This window comes from Shewanella sp. QJM3NY_23 (assembly GCF_056173105.1).
The window spans coordinates 2,080,337-2,096,560 of sequence record NZ_CM149657.1 but is presented as its reverse complement, the minus strand read 5'-3'; the positions used below and the strand labels follow the sequence as shown (position 1 = coordinate 2,096,560).

Annotated in this window: 17 protein-coding genes and 1 tRNA gene; 10 read left to right on the top strand and 8 right to left on the bottom strand. The window is 43.8% G+C overall.

The genetic code is table 11. The features are described from left to right. The first annotated feature begins 2 nt into the window (after nt 1-2). From AC0VXX_RS09510 to serS, 3 genes are read left to right on the top strand one after another with little or no spacing between them, the layout of a single operon-like run. The gene (locus AC0VXX_RS09510) at nt 3-1,334 is read left to right on the top strand and encodes a replication-associated recombination protein A (RefSeq protein ID WP_475514045.1); all 1,332 of its coding nucleotides are present in this window, start codon (nt 3-5) and stop codon (nt 1,332-1,334) included. Next, complete coding sequence (crcB, locus tag AC0VXX_RS09505; protein WP_110457696.1) at nt 1,327-1,701, top strand: fluoride efflux transporter CrcB; 375 nt, start codon at nt 1,327-1,329, stop codon at nt 1,699-1,701. Before AC0VXX_RS09510 ends, crcB begins: the two co-directional genes overlap by 8 nt. A 19-nt stretch (nt 1,702-1,720) precedes the next feature. Beyond that, nucleotides 1,721-3,007, top strand: coding sequence for a serine--tRNA ligase (gene serS / locus AC0VXX_RS09500; protein WP_475514044.1), 1,287 nt, complete (start codon nt 1,721-1,723; stop codon nt 3,005-3,007). Between the two features lie 261 nt (nt 3,008-3,268). Here the strand turns inward: serS and AC0VXX_RS09495 are convergent, their stop codons facing one another. The 6 genes from AC0VXX_RS09495 to punR all read right to left on the bottom strand — a co-directional run bounded on the left by AC0VXX_RS09495 (nt 3,269) and on the right by punR (nt 6,552). Beyond that, a complete protein-coding gene (locus AC0VXX_RS09495) occupies nt 3,269-3,604 on the bottom strand; it encodes a TusE/DsrC/DsvC family sulfur relay protein (RefSeq protein ID WP_110457694.1) in 336 nt (111 codons plus the stop codon). Continuing rightward, nucleotides 3,601-3,873 carry a sulfurtransferase complex subunit TusB gene (tusB, locus tag AC0VXX_RS09490; protein WP_475514043.1) on the bottom strand — a complete coding sequence of 91 codons (273 nt, stop codon included), beginning with the start codon at nt 3,871-3,873 and terminating at the stop codon, nt 3,601-3,603. The genes AC0VXX_RS09495 and tusB overlap by 4 nt, the downstream gene beginning before the upstream one ends. Then, entirely contained in the window at nt 3,873-4,229 is a 357-nt protein-coding gene (gene tusC, locus AC0VXX_RS09485) for a sulfurtransferase complex subunit TusC (protein ID WP_475514042.1), read from the bottom strand. Before tusC ends, tusB begins: the two co-directional genes overlap by 1 nt. Nucleotides 4,230-4,248: 19 nt before the next feature. Next, nucleotides 4,249-4,638 carry a sulfurtransferase complex subunit TusD gene (tusD, locus tag AC0VXX_RS09480; RefSeq protein WP_475514041.1) on the bottom strand — a complete coding sequence of 130 codons (390 nt, stop codon included), beginning with the start codon at nt 4,636-4,638 and terminating at the stop codon, nt 4,249-4,251. A 124-nt stretch (nt 4,639-4,762) separates the two neighbouring features. Continuing rightward, the gene (locus AC0VXX_RS09475; RefSeq protein WP_475514040.1) at nt 4,763-5,422 is read right to left on the bottom strand and encodes a Bax inhibitor-1/YccA family protein; all 660 of its coding nucleotides are present in this window, start codon (nt 5,420-5,422) and stop codon (nt 4,763-4,765) included. Between the two features lie 227 nt (nt 5,423-5,649). Beyond that, complete coding sequence (punR, locus tag AC0VXX_RS09470) at nt 5,650-6,552, bottom strand: DNA-binding transcriptional activator PunR (protein ID WP_475514039.1); 903 nt, start codon at nt 6,550-6,552, stop codon at nt 5,650-5,652. Nucleotides 6,553-6,669: 117 nt separating this feature from the next. Here punR and punC point away from each other — a divergent pair, with 117 nt between their 5' ends. From punC to AC0VXX_RS09455, 3 genes are all read left to right on the top strand, one after another. Continuing rightward, nucleotides 6,670-7,935 (top strand): purine nucleoside transporter PunC, encoded by a 1,266-nt coding sequence (gene punC / locus AC0VXX_RS09465; RefSeq protein WP_475514038.1) that lies wholly within the window; start codon nt 6,670-6,672, stop codon nt 7,933-7,935. 151 nt (nt 7,936-8,086) lie between these two features. Then, nucleotides 8,087-8,177, top strand: a tRNA-Ser gene (locus AC0VXX_RS09460). A gap of 872 nt (nt 8,178-9,049) precedes the next feature. Beyond that, a protein-coding gene (locus tag AC0VXX_RS09455; protein WP_475514037.1) for an IS3 family transposase occupies nt 9,050-10,605 on the top strand; the annotation gives its coding sequence in 2 pieces (ribosomal slippage) (nt 9,050-9,503 and nt 9,503-10,605; 1,557 coding nt in all). Between the two features lie 117 nt (nt 10,606-10,722). Here AC0VXX_RS09455 and AC0VXX_RS09450 read toward each other — a convergent pair. Next, nucleotides 10,723-10,959, bottom strand: coding sequence for a tyrosine-type recombinase/integrase (locus AC0VXX_RS09450; RefSeq protein WP_475516983.1), 237 nt, complete (start codon nt 10,957-10,959; stop codon nt 10,723-10,725). 406 nt (nt 10,960-11,365) lie between these two features. Between AC0VXX_RS09450 and AC0VXX_RS09445 the strand changes: the two genes are divergently transcribed. The 3 genes from AC0VXX_RS09445 (at nt 11,366) to AC0VXX_RS09435 (ending at nt 13,796) form a co-directional block, all read left to right on the top strand. Beyond that, on the top strand, nt 11,366-11,845 hold the full coding sequence (locus AC0VXX_RS09445) for a hypothetical protein (protein WP_475514036.1): 480 nt from the start codon (nt 11,366-11,368) through the stop codon (nt 11,843-11,845). A 59-nt stretch (nt 11,846-11,904) separates the two neighbouring features. Further along, the gene (locus tag AC0VXX_RS09440; RefSeq protein ID WP_475514035.1) at nt 11,905-12,507 is read left to right on the top strand and encodes a hypothetical protein; all 603 of its coding nucleotides are present in this window, start codon (nt 11,905-11,907) and stop codon (nt 12,505-12,507) included. A 632-nt stretch (nt 12,508-13,139) separates the two neighbouring features. Beyond that, nucleotides 13,140-13,796, top strand: a complete 657-nt coding sequence (locus AC0VXX_RS09435) for a glutathione S-transferase family protein (protein ID WP_475514034.1) — start codon at nt 13,140-13,142, stop codon at nt 13,794-13,796. 483 nt (nt 13,797-14,279) lie between these two features. Here AC0VXX_RS09435 and msrA read toward each other — a convergent pair whose 3' ends face one another. After that, complete coding sequence (gene msrA, locus AC0VXX_RS09430; protein ID WP_475514033.1) at nt 14,280-14,759, bottom strand: peptide-methionine (S)-S-oxide reductase MsrA; 480 nt, start codon at nt 14,757-14,759, stop codon at nt 14,280-14,282. 297 nt (nt 14,760-15,056) lie between these two features. Here msrA and astE point away from each other — a divergent pair, with 297 nt between their 5' ends. After that, a complete protein-coding gene (gene astE, locus AC0VXX_RS09425) occupies nt 15,057-16,100 on the top strand; it encodes a succinylglutamate desuccinylase (protein ID WP_475514032.1) in 1,044 nt (347 codons plus the stop codon). Nucleotides 16,101-16,224: the final 124 nt, after the last annotated feature.

Sequence of the window (16,224 nt, the reverse complement as noted above, 5' to 3'; positions counted from 1 at the left end):
TCGTGTCAACGTTAACCTTTGATTTCGCCCCTGACTTTAGGCCACTTGCGGCCAGAATGCGTCCAGAAACGATAGAGCAATATATTGGCCAAGGTCATCTGCTCGATGCTGGCAAACCACTGCGCAAAGCGCTTGAGGCGGGGCGAGCTCATTCTATGATGCTGTGGGGACCACCCGGTACAGGCAAAACCACCTTAGCTGAGTTAATTGCCAAGTACACTAACGCCCATGTCGAGCGGATCTCCGCTGTCACCTCTGGCGTTAAAGAGATACGCACCGCCATTGAACATGCTAAAAATGTCGCCCAGTCTCGTGGGCAGCGCACCTTGTTATTTGTTGATGAGGTGCATCGCTTTAATAAGAGCCAGCAAGATGCCTTTTTGCCTTTTATTGAAGATGGTACGGTAATTTTTATCGGCGCCACCACCGAAAACCCCTCGTTTGAAATTAATAACGCACTCTTGTCGCGGGCAAGGGTTTATTTAATTAAACGCTTAACCGATGATGAGATCAAAGCCATAGTGCAACAGGCGCTGCATGATGAGCAGCGCGGCCTAGGTAAACGTCAGTTACAGATGCCCGATGCGGTGGCGACAAAGTTAGCTGCGCTCTGCGAAGGAGATGCGCGTAAAGCGCTAAACCTTGTTGAGCTAATGAGCGACATGATTGCCGATGGCGAATATTTTAATGAAACGCTGTTAATCGATGTGGCGGGTCAGCAATTGGCTGGGTTCGATAAAAATGGCGATCAATATTATGACCTTATTTCAGCGGTGCATAAATCGATTCGAGGCTCTGCGCCCGATGCGGCGCTGTATTGGTTTTGCCGCATGCTTGAAGGCGGTTGCGACCCTCTCTATATCGCCAGACGATTGCTAGCCATCGCCTCTGAAGATATCGGTAATGCCGATCCGGTGGCAATGACTGTGGCGCTTAATGCTTGGGACTGTTTTCATCGAGTAGGCCCCTCTGAAGGTGAGCGTGCTATAGCCCAAGCCATAGTGTATTTAGCCAGTGCGCCCAAAAGCAACGCGGTTTACACCGCCTTTAAAGCTGCCCGAACCTTGGCGCGTGAAACTGGACAGGCCCCAGTGCCTAATCATCTGCGTAATGCGCCGACACAATTGATGGCCGATATTGGTTTAGGCGAGGGTTATCGTTATGCCCATGACGAGCCGCAATCCTATGCCAGTGGTGAATGTTATTTCCCTGAAGAGTTAGCCCAGAGTCGTTTTTATTACCCAACCGAGCATGGGTTTGAAAAACGCATTAAGGCTAAACTCGAATTATTAGCTCAGCTCGACAGCCAAAGTGAGTTGAAACGCTATGAGTAATCTACTGTTTGTTGCAATAGGGGGCTCAATAGGGGCGGTTTTTCGTTATCTTATCTCAATATTGATGATTCAGGTATTTGGCTCAGCATTTCCTTTTGGTACACTGGTCGTCAATACCCTTGGCTCATTTTTGATGGGCGTGATTTATGCGCTCGGTCAAGTCAGTGATGTCAGTCCGGAAATGAAAGCCCTCGTGGCGGTAGGTCTATTAGGGGCGCTGACAACATTTTCAACCTTTTCCAATGAAACCTTGCTGTTAATTCAACAAGGCCAGTGGTTGAAAGCTTTTATTAATATCGCTCTGAACCTTTGTCTATGCCTTTTCATGGTTTACATTGGGCAGCAGTTGGTTTTTTCTCGCATTTAACTATTAAGAAACTAAAAACATGTTAGATCCCAAATTTTTAAGAACAGAATTAGAAGCGACGGCCGAGCGTCTCGCAACCCGTGGGTTTATTCTTGACGTTGGTCGTTTAAGCCAGTTAGAGGAAAAGCGTAAGTCACTGCAAGTGGCGACCGAGGAGCTGCAAGCTTCGCGTAACGCCATCTCTAAATCCATTGGTCAAGCCAAAGCCAAAGGTGAAGATGTGGCGCCTATCATGGCACAAGTAGGCGATTTGGGTGCAGAGCTTGATAGTAAAAAAGCAGAGTTAGCGACCCTACTCGACGAACTTAACGCGATTGCGATGAGCGTGCCTAATCTGCCTGATGAGTCGGCTCCTATTGGCGCGGACGAAAATGATAATGTGGAGATCCGTCGCTGGGGTGAACCAAAACAATTTGATTTTGAAGTCAAAGATCATGTTGATTTAGGTGAGCTGCACAGTGGTCTTGATTTCAAAAATGCAGTTAAAATCACCGGTTCTCGCTTTATCGTGATGAAGGGACAAATTGCCCGTATGCACCGTGCCTTGGCGCAGTTCATGCTTGATCTGCACACCAACGAACATGGTTATACCGAAGCTTATGTTCCATTATTGGTCAACGAAGACAGTCTGTTAGGCACAGGCCAATTGCCAAAGTTTGGTGAAGACCTGTTTCACACCAAACCGGCTACTGAAGAGGGTCAAGGCTTAAGCTTGATCCCAACGGCAGAAGTACCATTGACCAACCTTGCACGCGATACCATTATCGATGAAGACGAGTTGCCCGTTAAGCTTACTGCGCATACCGCGTGTTTTAGAAGTGAAGCCGGCTCTTACGGTCGTGATACGCGAGGACTTATTCGCCAGCACCAGTTCGATAAAGTTGAATTAGTGCAATTGGTTAAGCCAGAAGAGTCGATGGCGGCGCTAGAAAGCCTGACCCAACATGCAGAAACGGTATTACAAAAGCTAGGGCTGCCTTACCGTACTGTGGTGTTATGTACTGGCGATATGGGCTTTGGCGCGGCGAAGACCTTCGATATCGAAGTCTGGTTGCCAGCGCAAAATACCTATCGTGAAATTTCATCATGCAGCAACATGCAAGATTTCCAAGCTCGTCGCATGCAAGCGCGTTATAAAGCAAAATCAGCCAAAAAACCTGCGCTTCTGCATACGCTTAATGGTTCTGGTCTGGCCGTTGGTCGTACTCTGGTTGCCGTGTTAGAAAATTATCAAAATGCCGACGGCTCTATTACGGTACCAGAGGTGTTACGTCCTTATATGGGCGGCATGACCCAAATAGGCTAACGCTTAGAGAACATAGGCTTAATGGATAACGGTAGGCACTCGTTTCAGTGGCTGACCTATGTAGTCATTATCTGTATTTTCGTTGGCGTCATGCTAGCTACATTTGGTAAAGCAGTCTTGGTGATATTAAAAAACCTATAATAAAAAAGCCTAGCGATGCTAGGCTTTTTTGTATTGAATCACGGCGCTAATGCTTATTGGGCTATTGCTCATTAATCATCACGACATGATTATGCTGCATCAAGGTTGAACGCCGTTTGGTTAAATACATTTTGCCGGTTTTGGCAGGCCCGCTATTTTAGTCGCTTGCTTGGCTGGCCCCACCGGAAATAGGGTGTAAAGATATTTAGAATTGCCTTTTTCGGTGCCGAGCGCCTGACCAATGGCCTTAACCAATACACGTATCGCTGGGCTGGTGTTGTATTCTAAATAAAAATTGCGCACAAAATGTATCACCTCCCAATGGGCTGGTGTGAGTTCGATATTCTCACCCGCGGCAATGACCTTGGCCAACTCCTCATGCCAATCGTTGACATTTTTAAGATACCCTTGAGCATCTGTTTCTATTTTTTCAGTTTGATATTGTATGTAGTTCACCAGGTTATCACCTTTGAATTAAGCAAAGTTTGTTGAACAAACCCTTGTTGAGTAATACAGCAATAATTGGCCAACAGGTCACCAAGTCCACGAGCTTCGACATCATCTTGCAGCAGCAATACGTTCCGCTGTGCTAACGCTTGTTGCCACTTCACCTGCAGCAAAAGATTAACGGCATCGCCACATAATAGCAGGATATCTTGCTCAGCCATATAGCGCAAACATGTGGTTAGCGCAGTATCTTCTGCTTGAATAATATGTAATATCATTAGTATACAAACACCTCATCGGCTAGCTGTAATTGCGCGGTTATTGCCTTTGGCTCTAGTGGTTCGACCGTTATCGCACAGTGCTCAAGGTTGAGTGCTCTATCCTGTAAAGATTGATGGCAAATAAACACTTGCTCAATATCATAGAGGGGCAGGGCCTTAAAGGTTGCAATATAATCACGGCAACCAATTTGTGCTGGCTGTTGATTAGCAAGCAGATTGAGCACACCATCATCGACAAATATTAAGGTGACTTGTTGTTCAAAACTGGCGCTAAGCAGCGCAAAATCAAGCCCTTCACGGCTACTGGCACTGCCATGAGGTGCATGGCGAAACACTACGGTGATTTTTTTCATGATGTTCCTAAAAGAGACGCTAAAAACAGACGACTCTATCAGCCTGCTCTATACCGGTAACCAACTCACCTAAACCGCCCATGACAAAAGGGCTATCACAGTTCCAATGGGCAAGTTGTTGTTCGCTGGCTTCTGTTTGCGATAATACGCCGCGTCTTAATGCAGCGGAGACGCAATTAATTAAGGCGACATTATGTTGCTGCCCTAATGCTATCCATGCCTTAGTGAGGTCGAATTCGTCAGACGCGGGGCTATTTAAACCGTTGGTTGATAACACGCCATCTTGATAAAAGAATACCCGCACGATCTCATGACCCTCAGCGATAGCCGCCTTAGCAAAGCACAATGCTTTAAAACTGGTGTTTTGACCGTAGGCGGGTTGATTGACTTGAATTAAAATTTTACTCATGAAGATCAATATTCCCGATAATGGAGCAAAAAAAGCTCCCATAATTGGGAGCTATTCTATCGCAATTTATCCCTGTATCTCAAACAGACGCGAAGTCCTTTTGGGAGAGAGGTTAAGCGGTAAATTAATCGTCGCCGCCAATCCCCATTAGGTGCAGGATAGAGATAAATAAGTTTAAGAAATCCAAGTATAGCGAGATAGTCGCGCGAATATAGTTGGTTTCACCACCGTTAACGATGCGACTGGTGTCATATAAAATGAACCCCGTCATCAATAATGCGACACCCGCGTTAAGCGCCATAAATACGGTGCCACTACCAATAAAGATATTGGCGATACCCGCAACGATAGCAATGACCAAACCGGCAATTAAAAAGCCGCGCATAAATGAAAAATCTTTTTTCGTGGTTAGGGCATAACCTGACAGGGCGATAAACACCACAGAGGTTAAGCCTAAGGCCTGCATGATCAATTGTGGGCCGTTCGCCATACCCGCATAGTGGTTAAGCATATAGCCTAAAGACGCACCTTCCATGCCTGTAAATGCAAACACCCAAAATAGCCCAGCAGCAGTTTCGGCTTTTCTTAATGTGACAAATAACAGTACCAGTCCACCAAGGGATAATCCCAATGACATCATAGGCCCAATCTGCATCGCCATTGCTAGGCCGGCACATAATGCAGAGAATGCGAGTGTCATCGACAATAGCATATAGGTATTTTTAAGCAGTTTATTAACAACTTCTGTCGAAGCATGTCCTGCGTACAGTGTTTCTTGTGTCATCTTTTTCTCCAGTGACCCGAAATAACTTTTGCTTAGCGTTATCGCTTAATCAGTGTGACTCTATAGTAAAAGTGCTCAATGATCATTTGAGTTCATTCATATTCAACAGTTCCATTAAATGAATAGAATTTTACGCTAGTCAATGTCCATGGTTAAATCATACCTGAGCCAGCGCTGTGGTAAAAGCGTTAGTCGGTGATTAATACTAATTGATTGATGCTAAATGATTAATGAAACCAATCTCGTTGCAATTTTTCACTGTCGCCTAAGTAATCCAATACCCACGCCATCGCCGGAGACATATTGGCATCGTTCCAGGCTAAGCAGCAAGGGCTAGCGGCTTTTGGCCGTTCTAACTGTTTTTCGATAAGCGCGCCCGCCTGAATAAAGGGCGATGCAAAATGTTTGGGCATATAACCTATGCCTAACCCTTCACGGAAGCAGTTAATTGCGCGTATCCAATCGGGAACGACTAAGCGGCGTTGATTTTCCAGCAGCCAGGTCATGCGTTTGGGGATCTCTCGTGAGGTATCTTCAAGACAAATTGCTGGGTAGGCCTTAAGTTCATCGTCAAGTAAAGGGCGGTCTATTGCAGCTAATGGATGATGTTTACTGACCAAGAAGGTCCAATCGATATGGCCCATATCTTTAAAACGATAATCGCCGCCAACAGGGATGGCGGTGGTTGCACCAATGGCAATATCGCTGCGACCTGTGGCGATAGACTCCCAAACCCCATTAAACACTTCGATGCGAATGATCAGCTCGACATTGTCGAAATGGCGATAAAAATCGGCAATCAACACACTGATCTTGTCGGCCCTGACAATGTTATCGAGCGCGATAGATAATGTCGGCTGCCAGCCATTAGCCACACGTTTGGTATTGTCTTTTAGAGCTTCGATATTGGTGAGCACTTGGCGGGCCTGTTTGACAAAGTGCTCGCCCGCAGGCGTTAAGCTGACACTACGGTGGTGACGTTCAAACAGCATCACACCTAACTCTTCTTCTACTTGCTTAACTGCGTAACTCACAGCAGAAGGCACTTTATGCAGCTTATTGGCCGCGGCGGTAAAACTGCCCGCGCGGGCCACCATATCGACAAGTTTCATGGATTGTTCTGAAAGCATACTCTTAGGTCCTTGCTGTGAGAATTTTTCAAACCTGTAAGCAAAAATAAACGCTTCACAACCAATAAGCAAGTATCTACACTCCGCGACTCGTTATTTTGTTACTAGTGTGAATGTATGAATTTTATGAATAAATGCGGAAAATTGCTGTTTTTTATCTATCTTGCGTTGCTGAGTATGTTGGGTTTTGTTGCAACTGATATGTATTTACCTGCTTTCAAAGCAATTGAAGCAACATTTGGAACCACCCCTAGCCATGTGGCAAGCTCATTGACCTTTTTCTTAGCTGGTTTGGCTATCGGTCAATTGTTGTATGGGCCATTAGTGCAGCGCTTTGGTAAGCGTAACAGCTTACTATTTGGCTTAATGGTGTTTGGCTGTGCCAGTTATATGGTTGCGGTGAGTGATACTATGTGGCTGTTCAATCTTGGCCGCTTCTTCCAGGCCATTGGTGCCTGCAGCGCTGCCGTGATTTGGCAAGCCATCGTTATCGATAAATATGAAGCGACTGAAGCACAAAAGATGTTCAGTAATATTATGCCTTTGGTGGCACTATCACCTGCGTTAGCGCCCATTCTTGGCGCCTACGTATTAGAGCATAGTGAATGGCGCAGCATATTTATGCTATTGACTGGCCTCACAGTGCTGTTGATGCTGGCAACCATGATGTGGGTTAAATCGGAGCAAGTTGAAAATAACGCCGAAGCACCTACAAAGGTGGGGGTGAGTTATCTTGATATGCTTAAGAGCCCACAATACTTGGGTAACGTATTAATATTTGGGGCTTGCTCTGCGGCGTTTTTCTCGTATCTGACGCTGTGGCCGATCACCATGGAACAACACGGTTACCAAGCCACTGAAATTGGCCTGAGCTTTATACCTCAAACTGTCATGTTTATAGTGGGTGGCTACATGAGCAAAGTGCTTATCCGTCGAGTCGGTGCTGAGCAGACCTTAACCATTTTATTGTTACTGTTTGGCATGTGCGTTGCTGGGATCGCCTTTAGTACCTTAGTGGTCCAGGCCGAGACCATTTGGCCTTTGTTATGTATTTTCTCGGTATTAGCGGCGGCTAATGGCGCTTGTTATCCTATTGTGGTTAATTGTGCGCTGCAGGTCTTTAAACAAGCTTCAGCCAAGGCGGCAGGCTTACAGAACTTTTTGCAGATAAGCTTAGCGTTCGGCGCATCATCGATTGTTGCGATATGGGCAATACATGCTGAAGTGACAATCGCTATCGCAATTGTCGTATCGTCAGTAGGTGTGCTGGTTGGATACAAAATGCGCCGTTTAAATAGCTGGAGCCAGCTAAGTAAAAAGTTGAGCAAAGAACTGGCGGCGCCGGATAACTCGCGTGTTGGTATCCACAGCGACGAAAATTAATTGCATTTTTCATCGAAAGGGCAACATCTGCTTTCAAAATAAAACGATAGTAGGTGATAGCCCTTAGTTGATGGTTAGTTAAGCAGTTGATGCCGCGAATATCATTTTTACTTTACATCGATTAAAGAGCACTATATTATTCGCGGCGTTCGGAGAGATGGCAGAGTGGTCGAATGCACCGGTCTTGAAAACCGGCATGGGTTTATAGCCCATCTAGGGTTCAAATCCCTATCTCTCCGCCACATTAAAACAAAAGCCCGTTATCGAAAGATAACGGGCTTTTTGCTGTTTGTACTATCACTATTTGTACTCGCTTATGATAGCGACTTAAACCCTAGGGTTCCTATTGTTTAAAGTCAGCTATCTCTTTGCCACATTAAAACAAAAGGCCTTATCGAAAGATAACGGGCTTCTTGCTGTTTGTACTCGAAAGATAACGGGCTTTTTGCTGTTTGTACTATCACTATTTGTACTCGCTTATGATAGCGACTTGAACCCTAGGGTTCCTATTGTTTAAAGTCAGCTATCTCTTTGCCACATTAAAACAAAAGGCCTTATTCAAAGATAACGGGCTTTTTGCTGTTTGTACTATCACTATTTGTACTCGCTTATGATAGCGACTTGAACCCTAGGGTTCCTATTGTTTAAAGTCAGCTATCTCTTTGCCACATTAAAACAAAAGGCCTTATTCAAAGATAACGGGCTTTTTGCTGTTTGTACTATCACTATTTGTACTCGCTTATGATAGCGACTTGAACCCTAGGGTTCCTATTGTTTAAAGTCAGCTATCTCTTTGCCACATTAAAACAAAAGGCCTTATCGAAAGGTAACGGGCTTTTGCTGTTTGTACTATCACTATTTGTACTTCCGCTATTATTACTAGTTAAAGATAGCGACTTGAACCCTCGGGTTCCTATTGTTTAAAGTCAGCTATCTCTTTACCACATTAAAACAAAAGGCCTTATCGAAAGATAACGGGTTTTTTGCTATTTGTACGACCACTACTTGTACTCGCTTATGATAGCGACTTGACCCTAGCCCCCTGTGTCAGGATTGTTGTCACCCCTTAAAATCATCCAATAATTAAATAAAGGGGGCGGTCAATGAGAGCTCAATGGCACGATATTCACCTGAACGTAAAGACGCTGTCTTAAAGAAATTATTACCTCCCCACAATATGACGGTCACGGAAGTGGCTCGCAGTGAGGGGATCTCCTACCAAACCCTGTATCATTGGCGAGATAAAGCCAAAAAAGAGGGTCGCCCTGTGCCAGGTAAAACATTAACCAGTAATGATTGGTCAGCTGAAGCTAAGTTTGCAGTTCTCATTGAAACAGCACCAATGTCAGAAACTGAAATCAGCCAATATTGCCGAGAAAAAGGCTTGTTTCGAGAACAAGTTCAGCAGTGGAAACAAGATTGTTTAGGTGGTTTTAAGACGAGTGAAGTTCAAGCTAAAACGATTAAGCAGCAAGCCAAATCAGACAAGGCAGAAATAAAATACCTGCAACGAGAATTACGTTATAAGGAGAAGGCACTCGCTGAAGCTGCGGCTTTACTGGTGCTTAGAAAAAAGCTCAATGCGCTTTGGGAGGACGACAGCGAGGAGAGTTAACGCCTTTGCCTAAGCGCATAACACTGGTGGATTTAATACAAGAAGCTTATGCCCACGGTGCGCGTCTTTACAAAGCTTGCGCTGAAGCAGAGTTAAGTAAACGGACGTATCGCCGCTGGTATCGAGCAGGAAAAGTGCAGGCAGATTTAAGGCCTACGGCAGTAAGACGGGCGCCTGCTAACAAGCTTAATGATGATGAGCAAGAGCAGATATTGGCAACCTCTAATGAGGTAAGGTTTGCAAGCCTACCTCCCTCACAAATCGTGCCGACACTGCTTGATGAGGGGGTCTATATCGCTTCAGAGTCGAGTTTTTATCGAGTGTTAAAAGCCAATGAACAATTAAATCGGCGTGGGCGAAGCCAAGGCGTAACAAAAAGAAGCAAACCAGATGCTTACGTTGCAGATGGGCCAAACAAAGTATGGTCTTGGGATATTACTTATTTAGCCTCGGTCATCAAAGGGCGCTTTTATTATCTGTATATGTTTGAGGATATTTATAGCCGTAAGATAGTGGGTTATGAAGTCCATGACCGAGAATGTGGTGAGCTAGCGGCCGAGTTAATGCAGCGCAATATGCTACGTGAGCAATGCTTCAAAAAACCGTTAGTACTGCACTCTGATAACGGTGCTCCGATGAAGTCATTGACGATGAAAGCCAAGCTTGAAGAGTTAGGTGTTACCGCTTCGTTAAGTAGACCAAGCGTAAGCAATGACAATCCTTACTCCGAAGCATTATTCAGAACCTTAAAGTATCGGCCGGAATGGCCTAGCTCTGGCTTTAAAAACATCACCGAGGCACGGGAATGGGTAGAAGAGTTTGTGACTTGGTACAATACCAAACATAAGCACAGTAAGCTCAATTTTGTATCACCGAGTGAGCGACATGCGATGCAAGATAAAGCGATTTTATCTAAGCGTAAGGAGGTACTAGAAGAGGCAAGATCAAGAAACCCTAAACGCTGGCCAAACGGTATAAGGAACTGTGACGTTATCGGTGAGGTAGTGTTGAACCCAAAAAAAGAGTCTGAAACTGAAACAAGAAATGCAGCTTAAAATTTAAGTAAAGAGTGCCAACTACCTTGAAAAACACCGCTAGGGTTAACTTTTAAATTTTTAAAAAGGCAAACAAGGCAAAATTTCACTTCGGTCCTAATGACAAGATTTAGGTTTTTATCTATCCAGTGGGCTGACGATGCCAGTTTGGTTGATACCCGCTGCATGAGTATAAATCTGGGTGGTTTGAAGATCTTTATGTCCAAGCTGTTCTTGTACGGTTCTTATACCTGTTCCATGTTGTAGAAGTTGAGTCGCGAACGAATGCCTGAAAGTATGGGCTGTGACTCGCTTACCCACCTGAGCCTGTTTTGTGGCGACTCTTAATGCTCGTTGAACTTGGCTATATCTGATGAGATAGCGCGCCCAGTAAAGATAAGACTTTTCCGTTTGCTAACTGTAGTGGCGAACTCTAATTTGTTCACGGATAGCTTCAATAAAAGAGGGTTTTTTCATCGGAATTGTACAACGGTAACTGTATATATACAGTCGTAATTGGTTTTTGATAATTTTCGCTCGATAAATCTCCGTAGAATAAGTAAGGTATTGAAAATAAGATATTTTGTAAAAGGTTGTAGAGACCGCTACATCAAAATGCTCAATTTTGCAGGCTTGATTTTGATAAAACTAGATGTCATTTCTATCATTTTTTATTTATAAACAGTCGGTTATATTGGGCTGATTGCGCCTAAGTTGTAATTTGAACCGGAACATTATCGAGCAGCTAGATAATAAGCTGTTAGCACTATGAGAGGCCATATTGAAAATTGTACGACCAGTAGAACCAAGTATTTATTATCAAGCAGAAGCGTTTCATATTGCAGCGATTACCCTACATGAAGCAGCAGCGATGATTCATCGCGGTGCCCCTTTTATCGTAAATGCCAGTTTCGCACTAGAGTTATATCTAAAAGCTTTTGATGGAAAGACCGTTTTCAAAGCCCCCTCTGAGTATTGTGAAGGCGTTGTTCAATACGAAGAGGTCGTAAGTAAAGGTGGTGAGCATGGACATCACCTGTCTAGTCTATTTATTAGTTTGGCACAAGAATACAAAGACAAAATCAAGCTTCAGCTCAGTGAAATAGGCTTTTCACTATCAGCACAAGCATTTTTTGAAAAATACAACAATCACTTCGTTTCTTGGCGCTATGGCTTCGAGGGTAATAGAAGTAGTTATGTGGCAAATGAGGTGTTGATGATGCTCTCTGCTCTCCAAAAAGTTGGCAAGGGGTATGTATAGTGCTAACAAGCAAATGAACTGGGACGTTTACTCGTGGCGCATTTTTTCAAAGAAACGTTGTGATTGAGGCGTTTCAATCAGTTTGGGCTAGTAAACGCCCGTTATTCGAACGTTATGTTTCTGAAAGGGGAATTATGGATATTAATCGTATTGCTCAGATAATCTGCTCTGTGGCTGAGAGTGAAAATAGAGAACTATCTGATATAGAACAGGGTATATTTCATATGCCTGAATTAGCTTTTGCATATGAATGCGGTAAGGCGATTGTCAAAGAGTCAAAGAATATCTTTGGTGAAACAAAAGTTGAATGGTATAGGGAATACGATCTTAAAAATGGCGGACCCACCGATTTAGTTTTTAAATTGGATTCTGGTTATACAATAGCGATTGAATTTAAGTTGCGAGATACAACTACAGCCTATCAAAATGACATTGAAAAACTTGGTCGAATCAAAGAAAAAAAGTGTATTCGATTATTTTGCGCTTTAGTTGACGTATTTAACTATCAATTACCTGACGATGGTCGCCAAGCGCATATTGAATGTCTACCAAATTATCAAGTAAAGTCACTTCATAAAGTAACGTTCGATACTAAACAAAATAGATATGTTAAACCTGTATCTTGTGTAGCGTGCGTTTGGGAAGTTGGTGAGTCGTTGTAGGGCGAAACATAACAAATAAGGATAGGCCGCGCGCAGCTGCGTCCTTATCCCGAGTGTTGAACAAGCCCGAGCTTACTTGAAGTGATACCTTTGTATAGTAAATAGCGGCGCGAGAGTTCACGCTGGTTTAGGTCCGGATCTTAAATGACACTTTAGGCTAACCGTAACTATCCCTTAGCAACGCTAGCCAATTAGTTTTTTATAAGCAACTCAATATTTTCAATACCTTAATCACCTCGTATGCTTCACTTCTAGATATCTCATGCTGCAAAATTTTGCTGCCTAACCGCTTATAGACATTAGCCTCTGACTAAGCTTTGATTGAGCATGAAACCAGGAGGTTTTATGCCGCTCTCTCGCTAAACTCAAACGTGTATCTAAGACCCCTTATTATTGTTGTAGCCGTGCCGTTTACCGTGCCTTTGTGGGCGTGTTCTTACACTTTAATGCGGCGTTATATGGTTTAGGATTAAGGCGTCCCCATCCAATTTTAAGATGCACCAAAAGATATGGCTTTTTGTTATTTTAGTGGTGAAGCCGATGTGATTACTGCGTCTTGTGTTCGTGGCTTAAGGTGTATAGCATGGCTCATTTTTTAAATTAACTAATTCTAAATTAACTGAGGATTTACAATGAGCCTGATACTCTATGGTGTGCCGCTGTCGCCATTTGTGCGTAAAGTACGTTTGTGCTTGGCGGAAAAGGCGTTGGATTATCAATTAGAGATAATTTCGCCGTTTGATCAGCCGTCTTGGTATAAAGAGATAAACCCACTCAACCGTATTCCAGCGATTAAAGTGGGAGATTTCACTTTGGCCGATTCGAGCGTGATCTGCCAATATCTCGAAGATCAGTATCCACAAGCGTTGAGCTTACTGGGTGATAATGCTGAGCAAAATGCGTGCGTGCGCTGGTTAGCTAAATATGCCGATGACGAACTAGCACCTCTGACAACCTTTAGTGTGTTTGCGCAGCGTGTTCTCAGTAAAAGTATGGGGAAAGAGTGTGACGAAGCTGCAGTACAGTTAACACTGACAGAAAAATTGCCTGCTCATTTCGATTACCTTGAGCAACAGTTAGCGGGTAGCGATTATTTTGTCGCAGGAAAGCTCACCTTAGCGGATCTGGCTTTCAGTTGTCAGATGGTTAATATGGAGCACGCTGGCGAGACGATAGATGCGACGCGTTGGCCATATTTAAGTGCTTTATATTTACGGGTTAAGGCGCGCGCATCGATGCAAGCCATGTTACCCGGCGAGCAAAGTATTATTGCAAAAATAACGGCATAGGTTTGGTGTAGATCCAGTTTTGTTGATGAAAACTGAGATTAAACTGACTTAACTGCGGTGAATACTAAGCTCTATAAATACTGGCCTATAAATACTAAGGCCTATAAATTAGTCGCATGCAGTCAATCGTCACATAAAACGCTGCGACGCATGAGTGGCTGTTCAGATGTGATGAATGAGTAATGGTCCAATGAGACATAGATTGATTAGATGACGACTGATTAGTAAAAGTCGCCAACCTATAATGGGTTGGCGGCTTTTTTATAAGGCACACAAACTTGATATAACGTTGCAGACATTAAAAGAGAGGGTTGCATAAAAGTGCTTGTTACATTAATGAACAGCTTTGCATAAAAAGCCATTTAACCCAAGTCGTTCATCACAAAAACTGAGCAGGCTACATGCCAGTATTGCCCATTGCCGCGTTAAAAATAGCCTGATTAGTTTTAACATTACTTAAGTATTGCCGTGATTAATCGTGGCTTAATAGGTCAAGTGACAACTGGGTAGATTATTCTTTTCTAAGTAGTTTTGGTGGTACTCTTCGGCGCGGTGAAACGCCATCGCTGGCACGATTTCTGTGACAATTTGGCGCATCCCCCATTTTCCACTTCGCGCTAAGGCAAGTTTCGATTGCTCTGCAGCCGCTTTTTGTTGCTGATCATAAAAAAAGATCGCGCTGCGATATTGATGACCTATGTCACCGCCTTGCATGTTGAGCATGGTCGGGTTGTGATTAGACCAAAATACGGCTAAAAGTTGTTGGTAACTGACTTGGTGTTCGTCATATTCAATCTGAACCACTTCAGCGTGACCGCTATTGCCTTGTTTGACTTGTTCGTAAGTGGTGCGCTTATCGTCACCGCCCATGTAACCACAGGTTGCCGCTGTCACCCCTTCAATTTGTCTGAAAAAGTACTCTACACCCCAAAAACAACCAGCACCAAATGTGGCTATAGCCATCTGTACACCTCATGACTTTTAATTGATATATGCCTATTAGCAGGTAAGGATGAAATTCTCAGTATCACCCTGCAACCACTGTAGACGTCTAGATGGCTTTATTGTGTGATGGCTTTAATGAGAATGCAAGTTTAATTTACCGGTTACTGAGTTATTGTGTGGTGACAAATGGCTGTCTGATCCGTTAAATGGTACTATCAGCCCTTGATAAACATAATACTAATAAATCCAAGGAGTCATGCCTATTACAGCAGATCAACATGGTCTGTAAGGTATGAATAATGTAAGGAGTTTTGTGTGCAACAAGCACTAAATTTGTCGAATGACTTTTTGCAATTTACCCTCGCAAATCCAAAATCTATCCCAGAGCCGTTTACCTTTACCATAGGCGAACACACCCGCGTACATATTTGGGATACCGGGGTGATAGCATTTGAGCCGTTGTCTAGCGGCGATGCACCAGTCAAAAATATTGTATTGTCCAGTGCCATACACGGTAATGAAACCGCACCCATTGAACTGTGTAACACGCTGATCACTCAGTTACTCTGCGGCCAACTCATCACGCAGCAAAGGTTACTTTTCTTAATCGGTAATCCTGCGGCTATTTTAAATGGCACCCGTTTTGTCGAAGAAAACCTCAACCGGCTTTTTAGTGGGGCACACTCCAGTGGGCAAGGGCTTATCAATGCCGAGCGTGTGAGAGCCAAGAAGCTTGAGCGTTATGTCGATCGCTTTTTTACTGGCGGTCAGCCTAACTCGCCGCGATATCACTATGACTTACACACGGCTATTCGTGGCTCCAAGCATGAAAAATTTGCCATTTATCCCTATCGTCAAGGTGCGCCTTATAGTGGTGAACAACTGATGTTTTTAGCCGCTTGTGGTATTAAGACGGTGTTATTTCACCACGAGCCAACCACCACCTTTAGTTACTTTTCTGCTCATAATTATCAAGCCCATGCTTTTACTATCGAACTTGGCAAGGTTATGCCGATGGGTCAAAATGATATGACACGCTTTATTGCGTTAAAAACAATGTTAATTCAATTGATTAAAGGTGAGCCTTTGGCATTGCCCGCATTTGATAACACTCAGCTTAACCTTTACCAAGTTAATCGCTCTATTAATAAGCGTTATGACGATTTTGAATTTACGTTTACCAATGACGTGGAGAACTTTACCGCGTTTCCTAAAGGTTATGTACTGGCAAAAGAGGGCGGTGCAGAGATTAAGGTTGATGCTGCATTAGAGTCTATCGTGTTTCCTAATGCCAATGTGCCCGTCGGGCAAAGAACCGTGCTCTGTTTGGTGCCCGCAGAGGGCTATCAGGTTAGTTAAGGCCACGCTCGACAGGATTGTAAAGCTAAATATACAACAATGTTAGATGCTAGTTAGTTCCTTTAAACATGTTGGGCTTGATAGGTAGTTTACGTTAACGTAATTTGAACCTCACGTGTGAAGA